The following is a 25,648-nucleotide window of genomic DNA, read 5'->3' as shown; positions in this document are numbered from 1 at the left end:
CCTTTATTGACTCTTGACCTGCTCATGCCATAGGCGCACGATGAGCGCCGCACCCGCACCTGTGAGTCACCTGTATCCCCACTTGCTTCAGGCCCGGCGACCCCGGAATCCCTGGAGAAACTAGGAGACTTCATGCGACTTCGCATACGAGGCTCAGGCGCCCGCGGTGGAAGACGTACCGCCGTGTTCGCAGCCCTCCTCGTCCTCGCGCTCGCGGCGCCCCTCTCCCCGGGCGCGAGTGCCGACAGCACCACCGAGGCGGCTCCCGCGGCGGACGACATCCGCCAGTACGAGGTCCACACGCACGCGACGGTCAAGGAGCGCACGGCCCTCCAGCAGGCCGGCGTGGCCATCGACGAGGTGGACGACCACGGTGTCGTGATCTCCGGCCGGGCCGACCAGATCAGGAAACTGCGCGCGCAGGGCTACGACATCACGGCACTCGGCGCGGTCCCCGACCGGTCCTCCGCCGCGGACGGCGAGGCCGGAATCCTCGACTTCCCCTCGGCCGACTCGCGGTACCACAACTACGCGGAGATGACGAGCGAGATCAACTCGGTCGTCTCCGCCAACTCCTCCATCGTGAGCCAGCGGGTGATCGGCACCTCGTACCAGGGCCGGAACATCGTCGCCATCAAGATCAGTGACAACGTGGCCACGGACGAGTCCGAGCCGGAGGTGCTGTTCACCCACCACCAGCACGCCCGTGAGCATCTCACCGTCGAGATGGCGCTGTACCTGCTGAACGAGCTGACCTCGGACTACGGCACCGACTCCCGGGTGACCAACCTGGTGAACAGCCGCGAGATCTGGATCATCCCGGACCTCAACCCGGACGGCGGCGAGTACGACGTGGCGACCGGCTCCTACCGTTCGTGGCGCAAGAACCGGCAGCCCAACTCCGGTTCCTCCAACGTCGGTACGGACCTCAACCGCAACTGGGCCTACCGGTGGGGCTGCTGCGGCGGCTCGTCGGGGTCCACGTCCTCGGAGACGTACCGCGGACCGGCGGCCGAGTCGGCGCCCGAGGTCAAGGTCGTGGCGAACTTCGTGCGCGGCCGGGTCGTCGGCGGGGTGCAGCAGATCAAGGCCGGCATCGACTTCCACACGTACAGCGAACTGGTGCTGTGGCCCTACGGGTACACGACCGCGAACACGGCCACCGGGATGACCGCCGACGACCGCAACGCCTTCGCCACGGTCGGCGGGAAGATGGCCGCGAGCAACGGTTACACGCCCGAGCAGTCCAGCGACCTGTACATCACCGACGGGTCGATCGACGACTGGCTGTGGGGCAGCCAGAAGATCTTCGGGTACACCTTCGAGATGTACCCGTCGTCGAGCTCCGGGGGCGGTTTCTACCCGCCCGACGAGGTGATCGTGCGGGAGACCTCGCGCAACCGGGACGCGGTGCTACAGCTGCTGGAGAACGCCGACTGTATGTACCGATCGATCGGCAAGGAAGCGCAGTACTGCGCCTGACCGCTACTCGGCGTCGTCCTCTTCGCTCTCGGCCTTCGCTTCGCCCTCTTCGAAGTAGGCGTCGAGGACGGCGTCCAGCTGCTCGTCCCACTCCTGGAAACGCGCCCGCGAGGTGGCCTCGATCTCGATCGGGTACCAGCGGCGGTCGGGGGTGTGCACCGTGATGGTGAACCGCTTCCCGAAGCGGGGGGACTCCGTCTCCACCGCGCCGATCTCGTCCCAGCGGAATTCGCACTTCTCCTCGTCGAGGCTCAGGCGTACGCCCTTCGCGTCGGCGACGATCTTCGCGCGACGGTCGGCGGCCTCGAAGACGGGACCGTCGACCGGGTCGGCGTCCGCCTCTGCCTCGCCGTCCGTCTGCGGTGTGTCGGGGGTCGTCTCCTCCTCGGGGGCGGTCTCCTCCTGCGCCAGGGGCTCCTCAGCCGCCTCCGGCTTGCCGTCCTCCGGCTCGCCGGACGCGGGCGAGGTGAGCCCGGGAATGAAGGCCGGGTCGAACCCGGCACCCTTCAGGGGCTTGCTGCTCGAACCTATGCGCTGCTCCACAGCGGGAATTATGGCGGACGAAGCTGTGCCGTGGGGCGCCGGGGGCAGAAGGTGTCGTACGACTACACGAACAGGCTCAGCGCCGCCGCCACCGCGAACCCGGCAACCGACAACACCGTCTCCAGCACCGTCCAGGTCTTCAACGTGTCGCGCTCGCTGATGCCGAAGTACTTGGCGACCATCCAGAAGCCGCCGTCGTTGACGTGGGAGGCGAAGATGGAGCCTGCGGAGATGGCCATGATGACCAGGGCGACGAAGGCCTGGGAGTGGTCGCCCTCGGCGAGCAGGGGGGCGACGATGCCCGCTGTCGTCACGATCGCCACCGTCGCCGAGCCCTGGGCCACGCGCAGGACCACCGAGATCAGGTAGGAGAGGACGAGCACCGGCAGGCCGACGTCGTTGAAGGTGTCCGACAGGGCCTGGGCCACGCCGCTCGCCTTGAGGACGGCGCCGAAGACCCCGCCGGCGCCGACGACGAGGAGGATGTTGCCGACCGGCTTCAGCGACGCCGTCGACACCGTCTCCAGGGACTTGCGGGACCAGCCCCGCCGTATGCCGAGCAGGTAGTACGCCATCAGCAGGGCGATCGTGAGGGCCACGAACGGGCTGCCGAAGAACTCGACGACCGAGCGGCCCGTGGAGGGCTCAAGGGTGATCGAGGAGAAGGTCGCGGCGAGGATCAGGACCAGCGGGGTGCCGATGATGCCCAGGACCGTGCCCAGCGGCACCGGCCGCTCCTGCGGCTCGACCCCGGACGCGCGCTGTTCCTCGATGACGGCGAGCTTCGCCTCCGCCGCCGCCTCGACCATGTCCTGCGGTACGGCGACGAAGATGCGCCGGCCGATCCACGCCGAGAACGCCCACGCGGCCAGTACCGCGGGGATGCCGCAGACCACGCCCATCAGGATGACCCAGCCGAGGTCCACGTGGAGCAGGCCGGCCGCCGCCACCGGGCCGGGGTGCGGGGGCAGGAAGGCGTGGGTCATCGACAGACCGGCGAGCAGCGGAAGGCAGTAGAGCAGGATCGACTTGCCGCTGCGCTTGGCCGCCGCGTACACGATCGGCGCGAGCACGAAGATGCCGACGTCGAAGAAGACCGGGATGCCGAAGATCAGGCCGGTGAGGCCCATGGCGAGGGGTGCGCGCTTCTCGCCGAAGAGGTTGAGCAGCCGGGACGCCAACACCTCGGCGCCGCCGCTGACTTCGAGGATCGCGCCGAGCATGGTGCCCAGGCCGATGATGATCGCGACATGGCCGAGGATGCCGCCCATGCCGGACTCGATGGTCGACACCGCGTCCGATCGCTGGACGGTGCCGAAGAGTTCGGTGACCGACAGCCCCGCGAGCAGGCCGACGGCTATGGAGACGGCGAGCAGGGCGACAAACGGCTGGAGTCTGACCTTGATGATCAGGAAGAGCAGCAGGGCGATACCGATGGCGGCGACCGTGAGCAGTCCCGCGGTGCCGTCGATGAGGAGGAGCAGGCCTCCGGTGTGGGGTGGAGTTGCGGCGGGGGTCGTCGCGGCGAGCGGAAGGGACATTCGGGGGTCCTCTGCGTAAGTTCATGCAGCTTTCGGGCAGGGGGGATCGCGGCACGGCGCCTTGTGGGGCGCCGTGCCGGTCACGGCGTGCGGGAGTTGCGGAAGGGCCGGCTCGCGCGTCAGCCCAGAACGGCGAGCGCGTCGATCTCGATGAGGAGTCCGGCGGGCAGGCCGACGTAGACCGTCGTGCGGGCGGCCGGGGGCGCGCTGAGGCCCTGCTCCTCGAAGTAGGTGTTGTAGATGCCGTTCATCTCGGCGAAGTGGTCGACGTCGGTCAGGTAGACGCGGATCATCATCACGTCGTCCCAGCTCGCGCCGCCCTCCTCCAGGATCGCTTTGACGTTGGCGAGGGTCTGGAGGGTCTGTTCGCGCAGGCCCGGGCCGGCCGGCGTCGGCGCCTTGCCCTCCTCGGCCGGGAGGAAGCCGACCTGGCCGGCGACCTGGAGGATGTTGCCCTTCTTCACGCCGTGCGAGAACTTCGCGGGCGGGGTGGTGTGGGTCTTGGGGGTGAGCGCGATCTTCTCGGTCATGAGGTGGCTTCCTTGACGGGGGTTCTGCCGGAGTACTCGCCGGTGATCACATCCGCGGTACGGCGGACCAGCGGGAGCAGGGAGAGGAGTTCCTCGGCGGTGACGACGACGTTCGGCGCCGAGACCGACATCGCGGCCACGACCCTGCCGTCGGCGCCCCGGATCGGTGCGGCGACGCAGTTGATGGACTCCTCGTGGCCGCCGAGGTCGGTGGCCCAGCCCTGTTCGCGCACCTGCTCCAACTCACGTAGGAAAGCGGGCGCGTTGGGTGTCGAACGGGACGTGTACAGGGGGTATTCGAGCTTGTCGGCCAGCGCCCGGCGCTCGGACTCGTGCAGGTCGGCGAGGAGCAGCTTGGCCACGGCGGCGACCGTGATGGCCACCGGCTTCCCGATCCGCGAGTACATCCGCACCGGGTAGCGGCTCTCCACCTTGTCGATGTAGAGCACCTCGTCCTCTTCGTACACCGCGAGGTGCACGGTGTGCCCGATCTGCTCGTTGAGGCGTACGAGGTGGGGGTGGGCGATCTCGCGGATGTCGAGGTTCTCCATCGCCTCCTGGGCCAGCGCGATGAGGCGGGCGCCGAGACGGTAGCGCTGGTCGGACTGGCGGTAGACCATGCCGTGCTCATGGAGGGTGCGCAGCAGGCGCAGGGCCGTGGACTTGTGCACACCGAGGCGGTCGGCGACCTGTCCGAGGTCGGCGGGGCCCTCCGCGAGCAGCGGCAGGATGCTGAGCGCGCGGTCGACGGTCTGGCTCATGGGGTGCGTACCTCCTCCGGGGCCCTGTCGGCTTGCGTCCAGCCGGGGCCGAGTCGAAGTCTCCCCCACGCGTCGTCATCGAGGGCCGCGAGCCGGTCGGCGTGTGCACGGGAGGGCGGCACGGCGAGGTCACCGGGGGTGGTGAGAGCGGCGGCGGCCCAGAGGTGGGCGTGCCGGAGCCTTTCGCGAACGGGGAGCTCTCGGAGGGTGGCGGAGAGGAACCCGGCGGCGAAGGCGTCCCCGGCGCCAGTGGTGGCAACGACGTCAACTTCCAAAGCAGGGGCAAACGTGACTGACCCAAGGGGCGCGGGGAACTGCGCGACCAGCCCCCGCCGGGCCGCAGACGAGACGAAAGCAGTGGCCCCCCTGTCTCCTTGCTTCACCACCAACACACCCGGCTCCGGCAACGCATCCCGGACCCCCTCCGGCCCACCCGAAACCCCCCACGCCTCCCCCGCCTCGTCCTCCCCCACGAACACGACATCCGCCCGCCGAGCCAGCTCCAGCACCACCCCCGCCCCCTCGGCATCCCGCCAAAGGTCAGGCCGATGGTTCACGTCGAAGGAGACCAGCGGCCGCCCCGCGCGAGGCGCCGTCAGCTCCCGCATCAGCTCCAGGCAGCTGCCGGACAGTGCCGCCGTGATCCCGGACAGATGCAGCACCCGGCTCGGCACCAGATCCACGTTCGCCACGGACATCGCCGACGCCGCGGACCCCGCCCGGTAATAGGCGACCTCGTGCGCGACCGTCCCCCGCTCCCCCGCCGTACGGAAGTACACCCCCGTCGGCCGCGAAGAGTCCCTCCGTACCGCCGACACATCGACGCCGTACCCCCCGATCGCCTCGACGAGATGGTCACCGAAGCCGTCGGCACCGACGCGGCTGATCCAGCGCACCGAGTGGCCCGCCGCCGCCAGCGCACACGCCACGTTCGACTCCGCGCCCCCGATCCCCCGCTCGAACGACGGCACATCGGCGAGGCGACCGGGTCGCGTGGGCAGGAACGTGACCATGGACTCGCCGAGCGCGACGACGTCCACGACGTCGGGGGCATTCACGATGGTCGTGGCTCCTTGTCGTCTCGGGTCGCGGCGGCTCCATTGACCCGGCGTTGGCGTGGATGTTAGACAGCTGTAAGCGATATACGCAATGGGTGTTGCACACAATGCAACACACCTGATCAGGGAGGCCCTGTGTCCGTCGATCCCGGTACCGAAGCCCTCGCCCGTCTCGCCGAGGAACGTGTCGACCACCGCTTCAAGGGCCTCCCCGCGGACGCCGCCGGCCTCACCGTCGGTGAGCTGACCGCCCAGCGCCGCAACCTCTTCACCGACGGCTTCTCGACCCCGGTCCTCGCTCTGTCCGCCGAGCGCCTGGAACACAACCTGAAGCTCATGGAGACGTACTCGGTCCGCCACGGGCTCGCGTTCGCCCCGCACGGCAAGACCTCCATGGCACCCCAGCTGTTCCAGCGGCAGATCGAGCACGGCGCCTGGGGCATCACCGTCGCCGTCCCCCACCAGGTCCGCGTGGCCCGCGCCTTCGGCATCCGGCGCGTCTTCCTCGCCAACGAGCTCGTCGACCCCGCCGCGCTCCGCTGGATCTCCGCCGAACTCGACGCCGACCCCGACTTCCGGCACATCTGCTACGTCGACTCCGTACGCGGCGTCGAGCTGATGGACGCGGCTCTGCGCGGCGCCGCCCGCCCCCTGGACGTCGTCGTCGAGCTCGCCGCCGGCGACGGTGCCCGTACCGGGGTGCGCACCGAGGCGGAGTGCGCGGCCGTCGCCGACGCCGTGGCCGCCGTACCGACGCTGCGGCTCGTGGGGGTCGCGGGGTACGAGGGGGAGGTACCGCAGGCGGACCCGGAGCGGGTGCACGCGTGGCTGCGGCGGCTCGTGGCGCTGGCCGTCGACTTCGACAAGGCGGGCCGCTTCTCCGGGCTGGACGAGATCGTCGTGAGCGCGGGCGGCAGCGCCTGGTTCGACGCGGTGGCCGACGTCTTCGCCGAGATCCCCGAACTCTCCCTGCCCGTACTGAAGTTGTTGCGCTCCGGCGCCTACGTCTCGCACGACGACGGCCACTACCGGAAGATCACCCCCTTCAACCGGGTCCCGGAGGAGGGCGCCCTGGAACCGGCGTTCCGGCTGTGGGCGCAGGTCGTCTCCCGCCCCACCCCCGAGCAGGCCTTCGCCAACGCCGGCAAGCGGGATGCGGCCTACGACCTGCATCTGCCGTTCGCCCAGGTCGTACGGCGCGAGGGTGTCGAGCGCCCGGCGGACGGCATCGAGGTGACCGGCCTGTCCGACCAGCACGCCTGGCTGCGCACCGGGCCCGAGGCGGAGCTGGAGGTCGGGGACTGGCTCGGGATGGGGTTGTCCCATCCGTGCACGTCCTTCGACAAGTGGCAGCTGATCCCGGTGGCCGAGGCGGACGGCACGGTCGTCGACTACATCCGCACCTACTTCTGACCACATCCGCACCTACTTCCAGGAGGGCTGTCGCTGATGGAGGAACTCGTCATCCGGGACGCGGACGTCGTGGACGGCAGCGGTGAGCCGTCGTACCGGGCGGATGTCGTGGTCGACGGCGGACGGATCGTGTCGATCGTCAAGGAGGCCGCCGACGCGGGGTGCCAACGCCCCAAGGCGCGCCGCGAGTTGGACGCGGAGGGGCTCGTCCTCGCCCCCGGCTTCATCGACATGCACGCCCACAGCGACCTCGCCCTGCTGCGCGACCCCGACCACAGCGCCAAGGTCGCGCAGGGGGTCACGCTCGAAGTCCTGGGCCAGGACGGGCTGTCGTACGCCCCGGTCGACGACCGCACCCTCGCCGAGGTCCGCCGCGCGATCACCGGCTGGAACGGGTACGGCGACGACATCCACTTCGACTGGCGGTCGGTGGGCGAGTACCTCGACCGTCTGGACTCCGGTTTCGAGGGCCGGGGCATCGCCGTCAACGCGGCGTATCTGGTCCCCCAGGGCACGGTCCGGATGCTGGCTGTCGGCTGGGAGGACCGCGAGGCGACTCCGCGGGAGCTGGACCGGATGCGCGAGCTGGTCGCCGAGGGCATGGAGCAGGGCGCGGTCGGCATGTCCTCGGGGCTCACCTACACGCCCGGCATGTACGCCAAGGACGCCGAACTCACCGAGCTGTGCCGGGTGGTGGCGTCGTACGGCGGCTACTTCTGCCCGCACCACCGGTCGTACGGGGCGGGCGCGCTGGAGGCGTACGCGGAGATGGTGGCCCTGACGAGGGAGGCGGGCTGCTCCCTCCATCTCGCGCACGCCACCATGAACTTCGGCGTGAACAAGGACCGGGCGCCGGAACTGATCCAACTGCTGGACGAGGCCCTGGAGTCCGGCGCCGACATCAGCCTCGACACCTACCCCTACACCCCCGGCTGCACAACGCTCGTGGCGATGCTGCCGAGTTGGGCGAGCGAGGGCGGCCCGGAGGAGATCCTGCGGAGGCTGGCGGACGACGAGAGCGCCGAGCGCATCCGCCACCACCTCGAGGTGATCGGTTCGGACGGCTGCCACGGGGTGCCGATGGAGTGGGACACGATCGAGATCTCGGGTGTCACGGATCCCTCGCTGACGCACTACGTGGGCCGTCGCCTGGACAGTTGGGCGACCGCCCGCCACCTGCTCCTCGCCGACCGGCTGGCCCCGTCGATCCTCCAGCACGTCGGCCACGAGGAGAACGTCCGCACGATCATGCGGCATCCCGTGCACACCGGGGGCTCCGACGGAATCCTCCAGGGTGCCAAGCCGCACCCACGCGCGTACGGCACCTTCCCGCACTATCTCGGCCACTACGTACGGGAGTTGGGCGTCCTCTCCCTGGAGGAGTGCGTCGCCCACCTCACCTCACGCCCGGCGGCACGACTGCGCCTGCCGGACCGCGGGCGGGTGCGCGAGGGATACCGGGCCGACCTGGTCCTCTTCGATCCGGGGACGGTGGCGGCGGGCTCGACGTACGAGAACCCGCGCACACTCCCGACGGGCATCCCGCACGTCCTGATCGACGGCCGTTTCGTGATCGAGGACGGCCGCCGTACGGATGTGCTGGCGGGCAAGGCGGTCCGTAACAGTCCCGTGTGACGGAACGCCCACCTCGACTCGCCGGAAGCCGTTACGGCTTAGGCAGGGTGCACGTGCTCGCGCTCAGGTTCAGCTGGTTGCGCGTGGTGAAGCAGGCCGGGATGTTGTAGATCTCCTGGGCGTAGTTGATGCCCTGGCGGACGGTGACGGCGCCGGTCTGGCTGACCTCGCACGGGTTGTTGACCGTGCAGGACTCGCCGTCCTCGTTGCCGGTGTTGTTGACGGCGACGACCTTGCCGGTGGCCTGGTCGATCACCGGCGAGCCGGAGGTGCCGCCGATGGTGTTGCACGCGGAGGTGTAACGGACCGAGTCCTTCCAGGTCCAGTCACCCTCCTTGAGACGGTAGGCGAACCCGTCGATGTTGCAGTTGTAGAGCGTCTTCCAGTAACCGGAGGCCACGGTGATGGCGGTGCCCGCCGTCGGGTGCGTGTCCTGGACGGTCAGCGGGGAGATGTTGTACGAGCTCTTGATCGTGGCGTAGGTGCTGGTGAGCTGGTAGATCGAGACGTCCGTGTCGGTCATCGTCGCGTAGGCGAGCTTGCTCGCGCGCAGCGTGGCGACCCGGGTGCCGGAGGAGTTGAGCAGGCCGAAGGTACGGGTGGAGGCCTGGTTGGTGATGACCTGGCCCGGCGCCGGGAAGCCCGAGGTCAGGCAGTGACCGTTGGAGAGCACCAACGCCGGGTCGCTGTCCAGGGAGTTGGGGAACCGGATGACCGAGCCGGAACAGTTGCTCAGCGAGACGGTTCCGGCGAGGGTGACGGCCTGAAGCGTGGGCGAGGGCGTGGTGGCCTGCTTCAGGGCCGAGGTGGTGGAGGTGACCAGGTCGTGCACGACGGACGTGGCCGTCTCCGTGTCCACGCTCTTGCCGACGCCGGCGGCCGACGATTCGGCGGCGACCGCGGGTGCCGTACCCATCCCGGCGAGTGCCAGGACACAGAGCGCGGCGACGAGAGGCTTTCTCATGTGGGGGTCCCCTCTTGCGACTTGGACGACCGGAAATCTTCCGGCCGCCCGTGATTTTGTCATGCGCATTGTGAAGAGGGGTGGGCAACGGGGCAAGAAGTTGTGTCGAGCCTGCTCGCGTGCGGCGACCGGGATGTGACCGGCTCGTCGTCCGGGCCTACCTACCCAGAACGGCCGCTACTTAGGGGCCTTCGTGTTGCCCTGTCCGCGTCCCTTGCCGACGGAGTTGCCCGGGCCGGTCCCGCCGGAGGCGGAGGCCGTCGGCGTGGCGGAGGAGGGGGCGCCGGAGGAGGTGGCGGTGGGGGCGGCGGAGCCCGCGCTCGCCTTCGGGTCGTCCGGTGCGGAATCGGTGGGCGCCGGCACCGAGGCGCTCGTGCCGCTCGCCGGTCCGGCGGATGCGGTCCCGTCCGGGGACGCCGGGGCGGCCGAGGACGCCGGGTCCGTGACCCCTGCCGTGCCCGACCGGTGCGGTGAGGGCTCCGAGGAACCCGAGAACGACAGGCCCCCGATCAGCGCGGCCACCGACACCGCTCCGACCGCGCCGGCGGACACGGCCAGCCGGCGGGAGCCCGCTTTCCGCGCCCGGCGGGCGGCGGCCCGCCGCCGGTCCGCCCGGCCGGTCGGCACCGGGGCGGCCGGCCCCGAAACAGCCGGTTCCGGGACGGCCGGCTCGGTCCGGGGCAGCTCGGCCGTCTCGTCGTACGCGTTCTGCCAGCCGTGCGCCGTCGCCGGATCCGCGTACGCCGGGACCACCTCGCCCCGCGGCTGATACACCATCGGCGCTCCCTGCGTCCCGTGCACGCCCAACGCTCCGTCTTCCTGCTCCGTCGGCCTCGACATGGCCGCGGATTGTAGGGACGCGTGGGGCCCCCGGGACAGCTACCGGCGATAACCACCCAAACCGCGACCACCCCACGTGGCGGAAAACACGGCCCACGGAGCGTTACCCGGCCGTAAGCTCCCTGACATGCAGGTGATCCAGTCGACCAAGCTCGCCAACGTCTGTTACGAGATCCGGGGCCCGGTTCTCGAGGAGGCCATGCGGCTGGAGGCGGCGGGGCACCGCATCCTCAAGCTCAACACCGGGAACCCGGCCGCGTTCGGCTTCGAGTGCCCCCCGGAGATCCTCGAGGACATCCTCCGCAACGTCTCCTCGGCCCACGGCTACGGCGACGCGAAGGGCCTGCTGGCCGCTCGCCGGGCCGTCGTCATGCACAACCAGACCCTCGGCATCGAGACCGACGTCGAGCACGTCTTCGTCGGCAACGGCGTCTCCGAGCTGATCGTGATGGCGATGCAGGCCCTGCTGGACGACGGCGACGAGGTCCTCGTCCCGTCCCCGGACTACCCGCTGTGGACCGCCGCGGTCTCCCTCTCCGGCGGCACCGCCGTCCACTACCGCTGCGACGAGCAGTCCGACTGGATGCCGGACCTCGCCGACATCGAGCGCAAGGTCACCGACCGCACCAAGGCCATCGTCATCATCAACCCGAACAACCCCACGGGCGCGGTGTACGACGAGGCGATGGTCCGGGGCCTGACCGACATCGCCCGCCGCCACAACCTGCTGGTCTGCTCGGACGAGATCTACGACAAGATCCTCTACGACGGCGCCACGCACACCCCGACCGCGGCGGTCGCGCCGGACCTGCTGACCCTCACCTTCAACGGCATGTCGAAGGCGTACCGGGTGGCGGGCTACCGGGTCGGGTGGATGTCGCTCTCCGGGCCGCGCGCGCACGCGGACTCCTACATCGAGGGCCTCACCATCCTCGCGAACATGCGCCTGTGCGCGAACATGCCGGGTCAGCACGGTGTCGTCGCCGCGCTCAGCGGACGCCAGACGATCAACGACCTGGTGCTGCCGGGCGGGCGGCTGCGCGAGCAGCGGGACGTGGCGTACGAGCTGCTCACCCAGATCCCGGGCGTCAGCTGTGTGAAGCCGAAGGGTGCTCTCTATCTCTTCCCGCGTCTCGACCCCAAGGTCTTCAAGATCAAGGACGACCGGCAGATGGTCCTGGACCTGCTGCGCCGCGAGAAGATCATGGTCGTCCAGGGCACCGGCTTCAACTGGACCGAGCCCGACCACTTCCGGGTCGTGACCCTGCCGACGGCCCGTGATCTGCGGGACGCGGTGACCCGGATCGGGAACTTCCTGGACGGGTACAGCCAGCCTTAGTCAAGGTTTCCCCGCGGCTTCTACTTTAGACTCAATCTAAGCTAGGATGTTTTCCTGACAGCACAGGAGGCCATCCCATGTACGAGCCGATCCGCACCAAGTCGGTCCACAGCACGATGGCCGGCACCCCGTCCGACTTTCCGCACCGGACCCGCGAGGAAGAGCTGGACATCCAGCTCGCGGGGCATCTGGCGGCGCTGCTGGCGGTGACCGACGAGCTGCGGGCGGCTGCGCCGTCCGACGGCTTGGACGCGGCTGCGGAGCGGCTTGCCGAGCAGGTCACGCGGTTGCGGGGTGGCGGTGTACCGACCCGCACCTCCTCCGGCAAGGGCGACGGCCCGCTCGCGTCTCTGCACCAGCGGGCGCATGCCCTGGCGGGGCGTGCGCTGGTGGTGGCCGCGTCGCGTGCCGACACGGCGGTGGCGATTCTGGCGGCCGAGCAGATGGACGCGCATGCGGCTGCGCTGGCTGAGCGGGCCGAGTTGGTTGTGGCCGGCTGACATCCCTGGACGGCCCCGGTCCGCGTGCATCCGTTGAGACGCGCGGACCGGGCGCCACATAGCCCGGGGGTTCGCGTTGCACAGCGACTGCGGGCTCGTCGTGGCTTGTCGCGCAGTTCCCCGCGCCCCTGTCGGGGCGCGTTGCAGTACTGGAGTGGGTATGACACCTCCCGTTCACTCCCCCCGCCGGGGAATGTTGGGTTCCGCGAGCACTCTGCCCGTGTGAGACGAATCGTTGGAATCGTCCTCGCGGTTCTGCTGATCGGTGGCGTGGCGGTAGCCGTCGCAGCGGGCCGGGACACCGGGGACAAGGGCACGGCAACGAAGACCGTGCGAGGAGTGATCGGGTCGGAGAAGGCGGAGTTCTTCGCCGACCCGGATGTGGTGAAGGCCCTGGCCGCCAAGGGGCTCACCGTGAAGGCCGAGACCTCCGGGTCCTGGGCCATGGAGGGGCTGGACCTGGAGGGGTACGACTTCGCGCTGCCCTCCAGTCAGGCACCGGCCGTCGAACTCGCCGCGAAGTACAAGGTGCCGGGGACACTCCCCCGCCCCTTCTACTCGCCCCTCGTCGTCGTGGCGCACAAGAGCGCCGCTGAGGTGCTCGCGGGCAACGGGCTCGCCACGCTGGACGCCGAGCACCGGGGGACGCTCAGGATGGGCGCCTATCTCGACGCGGCCGCCGACGACTGTACGTGGCAGCAGCTCAAGGGGGCCGCTAAGTACGGGGAGTTGAACGGCACGCTCTACCTCTCCAGCACCGACCCGGAGTCCTCCAACTCCGGCGCCCTCTATCTGGCCGCCACCTCCTACGTCGCCAACGGCGGCAAGGTCGTCGCCAGTGACGCCGAGGTCCGGAAGACCTCGCCGTTGCTGCGCAAGCTCGTCAGTGTGCAGGGGGCCCAGCAGTCCAGCACGGACGCGGCGTTCCGGGACTTCGTCAGCGGGGCCGGCAACCCGCTCGTCCTCGTCTACGAGTCGCAGGTCGCCTCGCTGCTGGCGGACGGGCAGCGGCCCGACGACCTGGTCGTCCTCTACCCGGACACCACGGTCAACAGCGACCACACCGTCGTACCGCTGACGGAGAACGGCCAGACACTCGCCGAACTCCTCGCGAGCGACCCGAAGTTGCGTGAGCTGGAGCTTCGGTACGGGTTCCGTCCGCAGGGCGTGGCCGCCGAGTTCGCCTCGGCCGGCGCCTATCTCAAGAAGGAACTGACCGGCGTACGGCAGGCGCCCGTGCCCACCTCCAAGGTGCTGCACGAGCTGGCACGGCGGGCACGGGGATGAACGGGGGGATCGTATGAACGGCTTCAACAACACCAGTCAGAACAGCAGTCAGAACACGCTCAGCGGGGACGACGTCTTCACCCTCACCCCGCCGGAGGCCGTCGCCCCCGTACCGCGGGACAAGGCCGGGGGGCTCGTGCCCGTCGACGAGAGCGTCCGTACGGGCATGGCGCAGAAGGCCGCCGACTATGTCGCGGGGCTCGCCGCGCTCGACGCCCGCTCGCCCGAGTTCGCGGGCAAGGTCGGGGAGATCACCGCGCTCGGCGCCGGGGAGATGCGGACCGCCGCCGCCCAGTCCAACCGGATGCTGGAGCGGACCGTCCGCAGCCTGCCCGACAAGGGCGGGGACGCCCAGTCGAAGGTCGCGGGCTCGCTCGTGGAGCTGCGGCGGGTGGTGGAGGATCTCGACCCGCGCGAGCTGCCCATGGCCAAGGGGCGCAAGCTTCTGTCGCGGCTGCCCGGTGGCAACAAGGTGCGGGACTACGTCGCCAAGTACGCGTCCGCGCAAGGCACATTGAACAAGATCGTGGGTTCGCTGCGCGGTGGCCAGGACGAACTGCGCCGGGACAACGCCGCGTTGCAGACCGAGCGGGTCCGGCTCTGGGAGAGCATGGGCAAGCTCCAGGAGTACGTGGTGCTGACCGAGGCCCTGGACACGGCCGTCGAGCGGCACATCGACGGCGTCCCCGATCCGCAGGCCGCCGACTCGCTCCGCGCCGACGTGCTCTTCCCCGTCCGGCAGAAGCACCAGGACCTGCTCACCCAGCTCGCGGTGTGCGCCCAGGGCTACCTCGCCATGGACGTCGTACGCCGTAACAACGAGGAGCTGATCAAGGGCGTCGACCGGGCGGCCACCACGACCGTGTCGGCGCTGCGGATCTCCGTGATGCTGGCGTCCGCGCTCGACAACCAGAAGAAGGTCATCGAGCAGGTCAACGCCCTTCGGGGGACCACCGAGGACCTCATCCGGGGCAACGCCGAGATGCTCGCCACACAGAGCGGGGAGATCCAGCGGATCGCCGCCGACCCGGCCGTGGGCGCGGAGACGCTGCGGACGGCGTTCCAGCAGATCTACCGCACCCTCGACACCATCGACACCTACAAGGTGCAGGCGACCGAGGTGATGGCCTCGACCGTGGAGTCGCTCACGTCCGAACTCCAGCACGCCTCCGCGTACTTGGAGCGCAGCCGGTCGCAGGGCGCGCTGGAAGGGGGGCTCGGATGAGACGACGACTGATCGCCCTCCTCGCGGCGGCCCTGCTGACCGGCTGCACCTCGGAGGGGACGAGCGGCGACACCGGCGACCCCGAGCCCGGCACCCTGCGCGTCCTCGCCTCCAGCGAGCTCAGCGACATGACCCCGGTCCTCGAACGGGTCGAGAAGGACACCGGCATCAAGGTCCGCCCCACCTACATGGGCACCCTGGACGCGGTGGACCTGCTCGCGCGCGGCAAGGCCGACGGGCGCTACGACGCCGTGTGGCTGGCGTCGAACGACTATCTGCGACTGCGCCCCGAAGCGGCGCGGAAGGTCGTCTCGGAGACACCCGTCATGACGAGCCCGGTGGCCATCGGCGTCGAGACGGACACGGTGTCCGAGCTGGGCTGGAAGCCCGAGGACGTCACCTGGTCCCAGGTCGAACAGGCCGTCCGGGACGGCAGGCTGACCTACGGCATGACCGACCCGGCCCGCTCCAACTCCGGTTTCGCCACGCTCGTCTCGGTCGCCTCCGCCCTGTCCGGCGCCCAGTCGGCCCTCACGGACAAGGACGTCGTGAAGGCCACTCCCCGTCTCAAGGAGTTCTTCCAGGGACAGAAGCTGACGTCGGGTTCGTCGGGCTGGCTGGCGACGGCGTACAAGCGGCGCGGGAACGTCAACGCGCTCCTCAACTACGAGTCCGTCCTGCAGGGCATCCAGGGCCTCACCGTGATCCGCCCCCGCGACGGTGTCGTGACCGCCGACTACCCGCTCTCCTCCTTGGCCTCCGCCGACGCCACGGCCCGCGAGGACGTCCGCCGGCTGACCGAGGCGCTGCGCGCCCCAAAGACCCAGGGTGAGATCACCACGCTCACCCACCGCCGCCCGGTGGTCCCCTCGGTGCCTCCCGCGGCCGGTCTCGACCCCACCCGGCGGCGTGAACTGCCCTTCCCCGGCAGCCGTTCCGTGGCCGACGGCCTTCTCGACTCGTATCAGAACAAGCTGCGGCGCCCCTCCAGGACGGTCTACGTCCTGGACACCTCGGGCTCGATGGAAGGCGACCGCCTGGAGAAGCTCAAGTCGGCCCTCACGGATCTCACCGGCGACTTCCGTGAACGCGAGGAGATCACCCTGATGCCGTTCGGGTCGGGGGTGAAGAGCGTGCGGACGCATGTGGTGGACCCGGCCGATCCGCGCGCCGGCCTCGATGCTATCCGCGGGGACACCAAGGCGCTCTCCGCCGAGGGCGACACCGCGATCTACACCTCGCTGGAGAAGGCGTACGAGCATCTGGGCACCGACGAGCGTGACACGTTCACGTCGATCGTCCTGATGACGGACGGCGAGAACACGACGGGAGCGAAGTCCTGGGAGTTCGACTTCTTCTACGAAGATCTGGACGCGCCCGCGCGGCAGATCCCGGTCTTCCCCATCCTCTTCGGCGACTCCGACCGCACGGAGCTGGAGCACATCGCCGAACTGACCGGCGGCCGTCTCTTCGACGCCCAACAGGGCTCGCTGGACGGCGCCTTCGAGGAGATCCGTGGCTATCAGTGAGTACCTGGAGTCCCGTAAGAACATCGCGGGCAGCGTGTGCGGACTCGTCGGACTCGGGATGACCTTCACGGGGGTGGCGGGCCCGTACTGGCCGGTCGTCGTCGCGGGACTGTACGGCGCGGGCGCTCTGATCGCCCCGCCGGAGCGGCCGCCGCTGCCGGACTTCCCGGACCCGTCGGCCCAACTGGAGGAACTGCGGGGCGACTTCGACAAGCTCGGCGGCTACCTCGCCGAGGTGGAGCTGCCGCCCGCAGCGGCCGGCCGCCTCACCGAACTCACGGAACTGCTCGGGGCGTTGCTCGACCCCGGCTGGTCGGGCGAGCTGCTGGCCCAGGACCCGGAGGGCGTGCACACGCTCTCCCGGACCGTACGGCAGGACGTTCCCGAGGCCGTCGACACCTTCGTACGGACCCGCTGGTGGACGCGTCTGGCACCGGGTCAGGAGTCTCCGGAACGGCATCTGGAACGGCAGCTCACGCTCCTCCAGGAGGAGGCCGAGCGGCTGGCGGCAGGGCTGCGGGAGACGGAGGCGCGGCGCCAGGAGTCGCACACGCGATATCTGGAGGACCGCGCGAACTGAGCTCAGCCACTGGCCTCCGACACGATCGCGATGATCAGCACCAGCACGATCAGCAGGCACGCCACCTTCAGCCAGCCGTACCGGGAGCCCGTCGGAGGAATCTCCTGCGGGACCGGCGGCGGGGGTGGCAGCGGTACCGGGCGCGGTCCGTTGAAGACGTCGTGGCCGGTGTGCGCGGCCCGGGTGCACCAGGGGCAGTCCGGCAGATGGGCGCCGTAGGCGTGCAGCGGACGGGCCTGGCACAGCTGGATGTGCGAGCGCTGGTTGTCCAGGGCGCGCAGCCAGGCCTCCGCCGGCGGGCGGGCGGCGGGGGCGTGGACGCCGGGGCCGAAGGCGGCGCGGGAGAGGGTGAGCAGGTCGGGCGGGAGGACGGACGGGTCGACGGTGCCGCGCGGGATGACGACCTGCTCGGGGCGCACGACGTAGGAGCAGCTGGCGGCGATGTTGTCCTTGACGGTCGACTCGGAGGTGCTGTCGTGCGGGACGCCCCCGAAGGGGTGGTTGCCGGCGGTGAGCAGCTGGTAGACGAGGACGGCGAGGGCGAAGTCGTCGCTGGCCCGGGTGGCGGGGCCGCCCGCCTGCCGTTCCGGGGCGGAGTAGTCGGTGGTGTGCATCAGGCACGGGAACGGCTCGCCGGTGACGGGGTCGGTGAAGGCGATGGAGTCGCAGTCGAGGAAGGTCACGAAGCCGTTGGGGTCGACGACCACGTTGCTGCTGGAGAAGTCGCCGATGACGAGGTGGTCGTGGTGCATGCGCGCGGTCATGAACGCGAGGTTCCAGGAGACGCCGACCAAGAACCGCCAGTCCGCCTGGGGGAAGAGCCTGAGGCGCTGGGCGCGGGTGAACAGGCCGACCAGCTGGACGTGTTCGGGCTCGCCGAAGCGGTGCATGGCGTAGCCGAGGAACTCGCCCTCGGGGCTGCGGGCCATCGCGGTGGGCCAGGCCAGCTCGGGCGGCTGGGAGCGGTCGGTGGGGCGGGCGGCGAGCGGGGACATGGTCAGCATGCGGGCGAGCCGGCGCTCCTGGTCGGGGCCGGGCGGGTCGCGGTAGAGCTTGACGACGGTGCCGTGGTCGCCCTCGACGGGGAACACGGCCGCCTGGCCGCCGCCCTTGAGGGGCTGCTCGGCGAGCACGACCGGTTTTCCGTCCAGGTGGACGACCCGGCCGCTCATGACCGTGCCGTCCTGCGCACGGCCCGCAGCAGCGTCTTGTCGTCGGCGTTGAGCGCGGTCAGCCGGTCCGACCTGAGCAGGGCGGCCAGGTTGTCGTGGGCGGCGTCGGACACCGGTCCGGCACCGTCGAGGGAGCGGAAGACGGCGTCGGCGAAGGAGGGGTTCGGGGTCGGGGCGCCGGTCCCGGAGCGGGAGAGCGCGGCCTGGGCGAGGCCGTCGGTGGAGAGCAGGACGCCGTCGATCCCCGGGTCGGACACACAGTCGGTGCGCACCCAGCGGGCCGCGTCGGGCGAGGTGAGGAAGACGGTCTCGTTGCTGTACTCGCTGGCGTCCGCGGCCTGCGGCAGCAGATGGAACTGCGGTTCGCCGTCCTCGACCCCGGCGCGCAGTACGACGAACCCGTCGCCGACGGTGAGATGGCCGAGCCAGTCCCGGGTCAGGACGACGACGGTGAGGGTGGTCGCGAAGTCCCCGGCCGCGGCGCCCGTGGTCTCCAGGAACGCCATGGTGATCTCGCGGTAGGCGTCCGCGAGCAGGTCGTGCACGGCCTTGCCCGGCGCACTGTGGACGGCCTCGCCGGCCCGGCGTACGAAGTGCTCGGCGGCCAGCTCCACGGCGAGCCGTGAGCCCTCGTCGGAGCGCGGCCGGCTGCCGGCGCCGTCCGCGACGGCGAGCACGGCGAGCGGCCCCTCCTCGGCGTGGGCGCAGGCGTCCTGGCAGGGCAGGCCGTCCCGGCGGTGCCGGTAGCCCTCGACGCTCATGCCGTGGATCCGCCAGCCGTGACCGCCCATCGCTCAGCTCTCCCAGGCGGGGCGCTGGGTCTTGAACTGGCTGAAGATCTTCTCGAACACCTCGTCACCGGCACCCTTCTGCTCGGCGTTGGCGCTGGCGGACATCATCTGAAGCAGTTCACGGAACGGGAAGCCGTGGATGGTGGCGTTGAACTTGGGGGCGAAGGCCTGGAGCACCTGCTCGCCGAAGTCGGTGATCCCGCCGACGCCGATGGCGTACAGCCGGAAGCGCCGGGCGTTCTGTTCCTCGGCGAGGACGGGGACCAGCCGGTGCCAGGAGTCGGTGCGGCGGCCGGTGGCGTCGGTCGGGATGCCGTCGGTGACCAGGCAGATCTGCGGGCGGTAGTACTGGAGTCCGGAGGCGCGCAGTTCGGCCTTGCGGGCGGCGACGATATGCATCGACAGCTCCAGGGCCTCCGTCATCAGGGTCACGCCCGCGGCGCCGAGCTGCGGCGGCCGGAACATGTGCGCCGGCACGAAGGGGCTCACCGGGGTGCCGGGGGCGAGGGGCTGGGGGCCGCGCCAGGCGGCGACGCCCTGCCCTCCGAACGTGACGACGGCGACCTCGACGCTGTAGCTGAGGGCCACGTCGTCGTGCAGCTCGCGGGTCCACTCCACGAGGGCGTTGTTGAGCGTCTGGATGGGCGGGCCCGCCATGGAGCTGGAGGTGTCGAGACACAGCACCAGCGGCAGCCGCTGGGCGTTGTTCTCGAACTCGATGTCGGCGTACTCCGCCGGCACGGTGGGCGGGTATTCGCTGGACATGGCTTCTCCCGGTGGAGCGGTGCTGGTACGGCTAACGGGCGTGGGCATGGCGCCCGGCGGCGGGCGGGAAGGCATACAGAACGTCGGACTCCGCCTCGGGCGCGTCGGCCACGTCGACCCGCGAGCCGGGCGGAGGGGGCACCTGTCCGGGCTCGGCCCACACGGCTCGGTACAGGACACGGTCGAGTTCGACGTATCCCTGGGGGTGGAGGTCGGTGCGGACGACGGCGGCGCGGGACGGGCCGGGGCGGGGGGTGGCGGCCCGGCCGTGGGGGACGACGCGGAGGCGGGTGGTGCGCTCGGGTTCCTGGATGCCGCGCGCGGGGGCGGCGGTGGCGAGGGCCAGGGGGCGGTGGGTACGGCGGACGGCGAGGAGCAGGGCGGCGAGCAGCACGGCGAGCAGGGCGCACATGCCGATCAGCAGCCAGTCCCTGGAGCCGAGGTCGGAGCCTTCGTCGCCGGCGAGGGAGTGCTCGGACTTGGGGAGGGCCGCGATGCCGTACTTTCCGACCAAGGTGGTGCCGGACACCGCGCCGGTCCCTCCGCCGAGCTCGTCGCACAGGTCGCCGAGCCGTGGGGTGCAGGCTCCGGCGGTTTCGAGTTGCCCGACCTGGGCGGTCGTCAGCCGGGTGATGCGGGCCTTCGGGTGGATGTACCGGTGGCCCGCGAGGACAAGCAGCGCGGTGCCGCCCTGCCCGGTCGCCTTCACTTCCGGTACCCGCACTTCGAGGTTGCGGAGCTGGTCCGCCATGCCGACGCCGAGGGTGCCACGGAACGGCAGTTCCTGGTCCACGATGACCGTGATGCCTCTGCCATCGAGTCCCTTGGTCCAGCAGTTCACTCTCGCCGGGAGATCCCCGTCGCATTCCTCGGCACTCGCCGGCACCGCCGAGAGCAGGGCGATCAGCGCCCCGAGAAACACGGTGAAACACAACCAACGCCTCATTCGCACCCCCGTGGCCCGAAATCGGCCCCCGCTCATATTGGAGGCAACAAGCCCGTTCCCGAAAGGGGTTGAAGCAATTCACCCGTTTCACTTCTACAACTGGAACACCTGATGGCAACGGGTGAACATCTGCCGCGCCCGTTCCACCCAATCGCTGGCCAACGCATCGAAGTCCGCCTGAGTGACCCGGCAGGTCAGCGGCAGATCGCAGACCCCGGCGAGACACGGCCGCGGCCCCCGGACGTCCCACACGGAAAGCATGGGATTCAGTTGTTCGGTATTCCACGCGTTCGACGCGGCCGCGGCGAGGGCCAGTTGGTCGTGGCGCAGGAAATTCCCGTCCGTGACAAAGGCGACGAGCAGCCGCTTGGTGGTCATGAACCGGACCGTGAGCGTGCGCCCCGTCTCCTCGAGATCGAATTGCAGGGACACGGAATCCGGGTCGGTCACGGCATGGAAATTCCGCCCCACACCCCAGCTCCGCACCAACTGCCGCCAGTGCGTGCCGATTTCCAGGACCGGCCCGACGGCGGGCTCAGACGGTGCCACGGCCCACCGCCCGGGTGACCATCGCGTCGGTCAGCCCGGCGTCCAGCAGGGCCTGCGCGTGCAGCATCAGACAGGACGGCACGGACACGCCCGTCCCGGAGGCGCGCCGGGCGGCCAGCTCGTCCACCCGGATCTCGATGGTGCGCCGCACCTTGGGCGGTGGCCACGAGGGTGCGGGCGGGGCCTCCTCCAACAGGTCCGTCAGCAACTCGTCCAGCCGGGGCCGCTCCTCGGGCCGCTTGGCGAGGCAGCGCCCGATCAGCGGGCGCAGCCCGGGCGGTACGCCGTCGAGGTCGGGGTCGCCGAAGACGACCTGGTAGCGCACCGCCTCCCCGGTCCCGTGCGGAGGGCGCCCGGAGAGTGCGTAGACCAGCACCCCGCCGAGGGAGAACACATCGCTCTCCGGCCCGACCCGCGCGCCCTTCATCTGCTCCGGCGACATGAACGGCGGGGTGCCGACGATGAGTCCGACCCTGGTGAGGCCGGGCGCCCCGTCGACGCGGGAGATCCCGAAGTCGATGACGCGGGGGCCGTCGGAGGCGAGGAGCACGTTGGACGGCTTGAGGTCGCGGTGCACCACTCCGGCGGTGTGCACGGCCTGGAGCGCCTCGACGAGGAACGCGCCGAGCGGACGTACCTGTTCCTCGGGCAGCGGTCCGTCGCTGCGGACCGCCTCCGCGAGCGAGGGGCCTGGCACGTACATCGTGGCCAGCCAGGGCAGTTCGGCCTCGGTGTCGGCGTCGATCACCGCCGCGGTGTAGGCGCCGCTGACGATCCGGGCGGCCGCGACCTCGCGGGCGAAGCGTTCCCGGAACTCGGGCTCCGCCGCCAGTTCGGGGCGCACCACCTTCACCGCCACCTCGCGCCCGGCGGGCGAACGGCCGAGATACACCCAGCCCATGCCGCCGGAGCCGAGCCGTCCGACGATTCGGTAGGGCCCCACCTTCAAAGGGTCGCTGACCGGTGTGCGCACCCCGCTCACCTCATTTCGGGGTTCGTTGCAGGATGTCCCGAGTGTCCCGCGAAATCCCGGTCCGCACAGGGGTGATGAAGGAAAACACCCCGAGGTGATGCCCGAGGTGATGCCCAAGGTCGTGGGGGAAAGGACGAGGGCCCGGCCCCGCCTCCCGTCGAGGCGGACGGGAGGTGGGGCCGGGCCCATGGCTCCGTACGCCGTTGTACGGAACCTCGTCGGATCACACCGCGGCCGGCCGTGACGATCGCTGGTCAGGGCATATCCCAACCGGCCGCGGAGTCTTTCCCGGTGGGCTCAGCCCAGGCGCTTCACCAGCGCGTGGTACTCGTCCCACAGCTCCTTGGGCGTGTGGTCGCCGAAGGTGTTGAGGTGCTCGGGGACCAGCGCGGCCTCCTCGCGCCAGACCTCCTTGTCGACGGTGAGCAGGAAGTCGAGGTCCTTCTCGGCCAGTTCGAGGCCGTCGGTGTCGAGCGCACCCTTGGCCGGCAGCACGCCGATCGGGGTCTCGACGCCCTCCGCCCTGCCCTCCAGGCGCTCCACGATCCACTTCAGGACACGGGAGTTCTCACCGAAGCCGGGCCAGACGAACTTGCCCTCGTCGTTCTTGCGGAACCAGTTGACGTAGTAGATCTTCGGGAGCTTCGCCTGGTCCTTGTCCTTGGCGACGTCGACCCAGTGGCCCATGTAGTCGCCCATGTTGTAGCCGCAGAACGGCAGCATGGCGAAGGGGTCGCGGCGCAGCTCGCCGACCTTGCCCTCGGCGGCGGCGGTCTTCTCGGAGGCCACGTTGGCGCCGAGGAAGACGCCGTGGTTCCAGTCGAAGGACTCGGTCACCAGCGGTACGGCGGTGGCGCGGCGGCCGCCGAAGAGGATCGCGGAGATCGGCACGCCCTTGGGGTTCTCCCACTCGGGCGCGATGATCGGGCACTGCGAGGCGGGGGTGGTGAAGCGGGCGTTGGGGTGCGCGGCGGGCACGCCGGACTCCGGCGTCCAGTCGTTGCCCTTCCAGTCGGTGAGGTGGGCGGGAGTCTCCTCCGTCATGCCCTCCCACCAGATGTCGTTGTCGTCGGTGAGGGCGACGTTGGTGAAGACGGAGTTGCCCCACAGCGTCTTCATCGCGTTGGCGTTGGTGTGCTCACCGGTGCCGGGCGCGACGCCGAAGAAGCCGGCCTCGGGGTTGATGGCGTACAGGCGGCCGTCCTCGCCGAAGCGCATCCAGGCGATGTCGTCGCCGATGGTCTCGACGGTCCAGCCGGAGATCGTGGGCTCCAGCATGGCGAGGTTGGTCTTGCCGCAGGCGGACGGGAAGGCGGCGGCGACGTACTTGGACTCGCCCTGCGGGGGCGTGAGCTTGAGGATCAGCATGTGCTCGGCGAGCCAGCCCTCGTCGCGGGCCATGACCGAGGCGATGCGCAGGGCGTAGCACTTCTTGCCGAGCAGGGCGTTGCCGCCGTAGCCGGAGCCGTAGGACCAGATCTCGCGGCTCTCGGGGAAGTGCGAGATGTACTTGGTGCTGTTGCACGGCCACGGGACGTCCGCCTCGCCCTCCGCGAGGGGCGCGCCGAGGGTGTGCACGGCCTTGACGAAGAAGCCGTCGGAGCCGAGCTCGTCCAGGACCGGCTGGCCCATCCGGGTCATGGTGCGCATGGAGACGGCGACGTAGGCCGAGTCGGTGATCTCGACACCGATGGCGGAGAGGTCCGAGCCGAGGGGGCCCATGCAGAACGGGACGACGTACATCGTCCGGCCCTTCATGGAGCCGCGGAAGATTCCCTTGTCGCCGGCGAAGATCTCCCGCATCTCGGCGGGGGCCTTCCAGTGGTTCGTGGGGCCGGCGTCCTTCTCCTGCTCGGAGCAGATGAAGGTGCGGTCCTCGACGCGCGCGACGTCGGTGGGGTCGGAGGCCGCGTAGTAGGAGTTCGGGCGCTTGATCGGGTCGAGTTTCTTGAAGGTGCCCTTCGCGACGAGCTCCTCGCACAGGCGCTCGTACTCGGCCTCGGATCCGTCACACCAGACCACGTTGTCCGGCTGCGTCAGCTCTGCGATCTCGTTCACCCACGAGATCAGTTCCTGGTGCTTGGTGGGGATGACGGGGGGAGCCGCGATGTCGCGCGCCACGATTGCTCCTAAATGAGGGATTTTTTGTTGGAGGCCCCGTGGGGGCTGCGACCCGGATGCTGCGCTCATCCGGTGCCGACCGCACTCATCTGATCATCCGTCTCGGGTGCCCATCTGTCCAGAAGGCATCACAGGTGAGCGGAGTGAGGATTGCCACGTGTCGGAGTGTTGCCATCCGTGCACTTTGAGTTCGCTTGACGCTTCCTTGACCGAGGGCCCGATACCGTCAACTACCTTGAGATGATGGCCACTCTCGGCCCGTTCCGGGCCCGCGCTCATCCGCGACTTACGGGCCCGTAGGTACGATGGCGCACATGACTGCGTCCGCCTCCGACGCGCCCCTGGACTCGCCGGCCGCCGGCCGCGGTCCCGTCGCGCACTCCCTGTCGCAAGAGATCAAGCCCAAGCTCCGTGGCTGGCTGCATCTCGGCATGTTTCCGGCCGTACTCATCGCGGGCCTGGTGCTCACCGCCCTCGCCGACTCCACCCGCGGCCGCATCGCCTGCGGGATCTTCGCCCTGACGGCCTGCCTGCTGTTCGGCGTCAGCGCCCTGTACCACCGGGGCACCTGGAGTCCACGCATGGACGGCATCCTGCGCAGACTGGATCACGCCAACATCTTCCTGATCATCGCGGGCTCCTACACCCCGCTGACCATGCTGCTGCTGCCCGGCGCCAAGGGGCAGTGGCTGCTGTGGGGCATCTGGGGCGCCGCGATCGCCGGCATCGCCTTCCGGGTCTTCTGGGTCGGCGCCCCGCGCTGGCTCTACACCCCCTGCTACATCGCGATGGGCTGGGCGGCCGTGTTCTTCCTGCCGGACTTCATGCGCACCGGCGGCATCGCGGTCCTGGTCCTGGTGATCGTCGGTGGCCTGCTCTACAGCGCGGGCGGCGTGATCTACGGCCTCAAGCGCCCGAACCCCTCCCCGCGCTTCTTCGGCTTCCACGAGGTGTTCCACTCGTTCACGCTGGCGGCGTTCACCGTCCACTACGTCGGGATCTCGATGGTGGCGTACCAGCACGGGTAGCGACGACACCGCTCTTCAGGGCCACGGCTTCGAGCCGTGGCCCTCTTTTTGTTGACGGGAACTCCTTTTTGAGAGT

Annotated in this window: 24 protein-coding genes; 10 read left to right on the top strand and 14 right to left on the bottom strand. The window is 70.0% G+C overall.

Annotation, left to right across the window (positions count from 1 at the left end):
• Positions 1 to 132 precede the first annotated feature (132 nt).
• The gene (locus tag ABKA17_RS02110; protein ID WP_353690061.1) at positions 133 to 1,482 is read left to right on the top strand and encodes a M14 family metallopeptidase; all 1,350 of its coding nucleotides are present in this window, start codon (positions 133 to 135) and stop codon (positions 1,480 to 1,482) included.
• A 3-nt stretch (positions 1,483 to 1,485) separates the two neighbouring features.
• Here the strand turns inward: ABKA17_RS02110 and ABKA17_RS02105 are convergent, their stop codons facing one another.
• The 5 genes from ABKA17_RS02105 to ABKA17_RS02085 all read right to left on the bottom strand — a co-directional run bounded on the left by ABKA17_RS02105 (position 1,486) and on the right by ABKA17_RS02085 (position 5,870).
• A complete protein-coding gene (locus tag ABKA17_RS02105; RefSeq protein WP_353690060.1) occupies positions 1,486 to 2,025 on the bottom strand; it encodes a hypothetical protein in 540 nt (179 codons plus the stop codon).
• 62 nt (positions 2,026 to 2,087) lie between these two features.
• Positions 2,088 to 3,566: a GntP family permease gene (locus ABKA17_RS02100; RefSeq protein ID WP_353690059.1), complete on the bottom strand. Its 1,479-nt coding sequence runs from the start codon at positions 3,564 to 3,566 to the stop codon at positions 2,088 to 2,090.
• A gap of 119 nt (positions 3,567 to 3,685) precedes the next feature.
• Entirely contained in the window at positions 3,686 to 4,096 is a 411-nt protein-coding gene (locus ABKA17_RS02095; RefSeq protein ID WP_353690058.1) for a RidA family protein, read from the bottom strand.
• Positions 4,093 to 4,857, bottom strand: a complete 765-nt coding sequence (locus ABKA17_RS02090; RefSeq protein ID WP_353690057.1) for an IclR family transcriptional regulator — start codon at positions 4,855 to 4,857, stop codon at positions 4,093 to 4,095. The genes ABKA17_RS02095 and ABKA17_RS02090 overlap by 4 nt, the downstream gene beginning before the upstream one ends.
• Positions 4,854 to 5,870: a sugar kinase gene (locus ABKA17_RS02085; RefSeq protein WP_502994142.1), complete on the bottom strand. Its 1,017-nt coding sequence runs from the start codon at positions 5,868 to 5,870 to the stop codon at positions 4,854 to 4,856. Before ABKA17_RS02085 ends, ABKA17_RS02090 begins: the two co-directional genes overlap by 4 nt.
• Positions 5,871 to 6,050: 180 nt before the next feature.
• Between ABKA17_RS02085 and ABKA17_RS02080 the strand changes: the two genes are divergently transcribed.
• Positions 6,051 to 7,328, top strand: a complete 1,278-nt coding sequence (locus ABKA17_RS02080; RefSeq protein WP_353690055.1) for an amino acid deaminase — start codon at positions 6,051 to 6,053, stop codon at positions 7,326 to 7,328.
• 36 nt (positions 7,329 to 7,364) lie between these two features.
• On the top strand, positions 7,365 to 8,963 hold the full coding sequence (locus ABKA17_RS02075; protein ID WP_353690054.1) for an N-acyl-D-amino-acid deacylase family protein: 1,599 nt from the start codon (positions 7,365 to 7,367) through the stop codon (positions 8,961 to 8,963).
• A 31-nt stretch (positions 8,964 to 8,994) separates the two neighbouring features.
• Here the strand turns inward: ABKA17_RS02075 and ABKA17_RS02070 are convergent, their stop codons facing one another.
• Positions 8,995 to 9,927, bottom strand: a complete 933-nt coding sequence (locus ABKA17_RS02070) for a S1 family peptidase (RefSeq protein WP_353690053.1) — start codon at positions 9,925 to 9,927, stop codon at positions 8,995 to 8,997.
• A 177-nt stretch (positions 9,928 to 10,104) separates the two neighbouring features.
• Positions 10,105 to 10,704 carry a hypothetical protein gene (locus ABKA17_RS02065; RefSeq protein WP_353690052.1) on the bottom strand — a complete coding sequence of 200 codons (600 nt, stop codon included), beginning with the start codon at positions 10,702 to 10,704 and terminating at the stop codon, positions 10,105 to 10,107.
• 190 nt (positions 10,705 to 10,894) lie between these two features.
• Here ABKA17_RS02065 and ABKA17_RS02060 point away from each other — a divergent pair, with 190 nt between their 5' ends.
• The 6 genes from ABKA17_RS02060 to ABKA17_RS02035 all read left to right on the top strand — a co-directional run bounded on the left by ABKA17_RS02060 (position 10,895) and on the right by ABKA17_RS02035 (position 17,227).
• A complete protein-coding gene (locus tag ABKA17_RS02060) occupies positions 10,895 to 12,106 on the top strand; it encodes a pyridoxal phosphate-dependent aminotransferase (RefSeq protein WP_353690051.1) in 1,212 nt (403 codons plus the stop codon).
• A 77-nt stretch (positions 12,107 to 12,183) separates the two neighbouring features.
• Entirely contained in the window at positions 12,184 to 12,606 is a 423-nt protein-coding gene (locus tag ABKA17_RS02055) for an SCO4983 family protein (protein ID WP_353690050.1), read from the top strand.
• Positions 12,607 to 12,828: 222 nt separating this feature from the next.
• Positions 12,829 to 13,893, top strand: a complete 1,065-nt coding sequence (locus ABKA17_RS02050; protein WP_353690049.1) for a hypothetical protein — start codon at positions 12,829 to 12,831, stop codon at positions 13,891 to 13,893.
• A 13-nt stretch (positions 13,894 to 13,906) separates the two neighbouring features.
• Positions 13,907 to 15,118, top strand: a complete 1,212-nt coding sequence (locus ABKA17_RS02045) for a toxic anion resistance protein (RefSeq protein WP_353690048.1) — start codon at positions 13,907 to 13,909, stop codon at positions 15,116 to 15,118.
• On the top strand, positions 15,115 to 16,647 hold the full coding sequence (locus ABKA17_RS02040) for a substrate-binding and vWA domain-containing protein (protein ID WP_353690047.1): 1,533 nt from the start codon (positions 15,115 to 15,117) through the stop codon (positions 16,645 to 16,647). The genes ABKA17_RS02045 and ABKA17_RS02040 overlap by 4 nt, the downstream gene beginning before the upstream one ends.
• Positions 16,634 to 17,227: a hypothetical protein gene (locus ABKA17_RS02035; protein ID WP_353690046.1), complete on the top strand. Its 594-nt coding sequence runs from the start codon at positions 16,634 to 16,636 to the stop codon at positions 17,225 to 17,227. The genes ABKA17_RS02040 and ABKA17_RS02035 overlap by 14 nt, the downstream gene beginning before the upstream one ends.
• A gap of 2 nt (positions 17,228 to 17,229) precedes the next feature.
• Here ABKA17_RS02035 and ABKA17_RS02030 read toward each other — a convergent pair whose 3' ends face one another.
• The 7 genes from ABKA17_RS02030 to ABKA17_RS02000 all read right to left on the bottom strand — a co-directional run bounded on the left by ABKA17_RS02030 (position 17,230) and on the right by ABKA17_RS02000 (position 24,544).
• Complete coding sequence (locus ABKA17_RS02030) at positions 17,230 to 18,399, bottom strand: hypothetical protein (RefSeq protein ID WP_353690045.1); 1,170 nt, start codon at positions 18,397 to 18,399, stop codon at positions 17,230 to 17,232.
• Positions 18,396 to 19,190, bottom strand: coding sequence for a PP2C family serine/threonine-protein phosphatase (locus tag ABKA17_RS02025; RefSeq protein WP_353690044.1), 795 nt, complete (start codon positions 19,188 to 19,190; stop codon positions 18,396 to 18,398). The genes ABKA17_RS02030 and ABKA17_RS02025 overlap by 4 nt, the downstream gene beginning before the upstream one ends.
• Positions 19,191 to 19,193: 3 nt before the next feature.
• A complete protein-coding gene (locus ABKA17_RS02020; RefSeq protein ID WP_353690043.1) occupies positions 19,194 to 19,955 on the bottom strand; it encodes a vWA domain-containing protein in 762 nt (253 codons plus the stop codon).
• 31 nt (positions 19,956 to 19,986) lie between these two features.
• The gene (locus tag ABKA17_RS02015; protein ID WP_353690042.1) at positions 19,987 to 20,877 is read right to left on the bottom strand and encodes a hypothetical protein; all 891 of its coding nucleotides are present in this window, start codon (positions 20,875 to 20,877) and stop codon (positions 19,987 to 19,989) included.
• 117 nt (positions 20,878 to 20,994) lie between these two features.
• Entirely contained in the window at positions 20,995 to 21,450 is a 456-nt protein-coding gene (locus tag ABKA17_RS02010) for a hypothetical protein (RefSeq protein ID WP_353690041.1), read from the bottom strand.
• Positions 21,437 to 22,393: a serine/threonine-protein kinase gene (locus tag ABKA17_RS02005; protein ID WP_353690040.1), complete on the bottom strand. Its 957-nt coding sequence runs from the start codon at positions 22,391 to 22,393 to the stop codon at positions 21,437 to 21,439. The genes ABKA17_RS02010 and ABKA17_RS02005 overlap by 14 nt, the downstream gene beginning before the upstream one ends.
• 327 nt (positions 22,394 to 22,720) lie before the next feature.
• Positions 22,721 to 24,544 (bottom strand): phosphoenolpyruvate carboxykinase (GTP), encoded by a 1,824-nt coding sequence (locus ABKA17_RS02000; protein ID WP_353690039.1) that lies wholly within the window; start codon positions 24,542 to 24,544, stop codon positions 22,721 to 22,723.
• Between the two features lie 314 nt (positions 24,545 to 24,858).
• Here ABKA17_RS02000 and trhA point away from each other — a divergent pair, with 314 nt between their 5' ends.
• On the top strand, positions 24,859 to 25,572 hold the full coding sequence (gene trhA, locus ABKA17_RS01995) for a PAQR family membrane homeostasis protein TrhA (RefSeq protein WP_353690038.1): 714 nt from the start codon (positions 24,859 to 24,861) through the stop codon (positions 25,570 to 25,572).
• Positions 25,573 to 25,648: the final 76 nt, after the last annotated feature.

Source organism: Streptomyces sp. RG80 (assembly GCF_040446465.1).
GTDB lineage: Bacteria > Actinomycetota > Actinomycetes > Streptomycetales > Streptomycetaceae > Streptomyces.
The sequence above is the reverse complement of the archived record's forward strand: the minus strand, read 5'-3'. Positions and strand labels throughout refer to the sequence as shown.

Excerpts from the sequence above, each read along its gene's own strand:
- ABKA17_RS02070 (WP_353690053.1), bottom strand. The coding sequence starts at position 9,927 with ATGAGAAAGCCTCTCGTCGCCGCGCTCTGTGTCCTGGCACTCGCCGGG.
- ABKA17_RS02045 (WP_353690048.1), top strand. The coding sequence starts at position 13,907 with ATGAACGGCTTCAACAACACCAGTCAGAACAGCAGTCAGAACACGCTC.
- ABKA17_RS02090 (WP_353690057.1), bottom strand. The coding sequence starts at position 4,857 with ATGAGCCAGACCGTCGACCGCGCGCTCAGCATCCTGCCGCTGCTCGCG.
- ABKA17_RS02040 (WP_353690047.1), top strand. The coding sequence starts at position 15,115 with ATGAGACGACGACTGATCGCCCTCCTCGCGGCGGCCCTGCTGACCGGC.
- ABKA17_RS02055 (WP_353690050.1), top strand. The coding sequence starts at position 12,184 with ATGTACGAGCCGATCCGCACCAAGTCGGTCCACAGCACGATGGCCGGC.
- ABKA17_RS02060 (WP_353690051.1), top strand. The coding sequence starts at position 10,895 with ATGCAGGTGATCCAGTCGACCAAGCTCGCCAACGTCTGTTACGAGATC.
- ABKA17_RS02075 (WP_353690054.1), top strand. The coding sequence starts at position 7,365 with ATGGAGGAACTCGTCATCCGGGACGCGGACGTCGTGGACGGCAGCGGT.
- ABKA17_RS02110 (WP_353690061.1), top strand. The coding sequence starts at position 133 with ATGCGACTTCGCATACGAGGCTCAGGCGCCCGCGGTGGAAGACGTACC.
- ABKA17_RS02020 (WP_353690043.1), bottom strand. The coding sequence starts at position 19,955 with ATGTCCAGCGAATACCCGCCCACCGTGCCGGCGGAGTACGCCGACATC.
- ABKA17_RS02030 (WP_353690045.1), bottom strand. The coding sequence starts at position 18,399 with ATGAGCGGCCGGGTCGTCCACCTGGACGGAAAACCGGTCGTGCTCGCC.
- ABKA17_RS02085 (WP_502994142.1), bottom strand. The coding sequence starts at position 5,870 with ATGGTCACGTTCCTGCCCACGCGACCCGGTCGCCTCGCCGATGTGCCG.
- ABKA17_RS02065 (WP_353690052.1), bottom strand. The coding sequence starts at position 10,704 with ATGGTGTATCAGCCGCGGGGCGAGGTGGTCCCGGCGTACGCGGATCCG.
- trhA (WP_353690038.1), top strand. The coding sequence starts at position 24,859 with ATGACTGCGTCCGCCTCCGACGCGCCCCTGGACTCGCCGGCCGCCGGC.
- ABKA17_RS02100 (WP_353690059.1), bottom strand. The coding sequence starts at position 3,566 with ATGTCCCTTCCGCTCGCCGCGACGACCCCCGCCGCAACTCCACCCCAC.
- ABKA17_RS02095 (WP_353690058.1), bottom strand. The coding sequence starts at position 4,096 with ATGACCGAGAAGATCGCGCTCACCCCCAAGACCCACACCACCCCGCCC.
- ABKA17_RS02025 (WP_353690044.1), bottom strand. The coding sequence starts at position 19,190 with ATGGGCGGTCACGGCTGGCGGATCCACGGCATGAGCGTCGAGGGCTAC.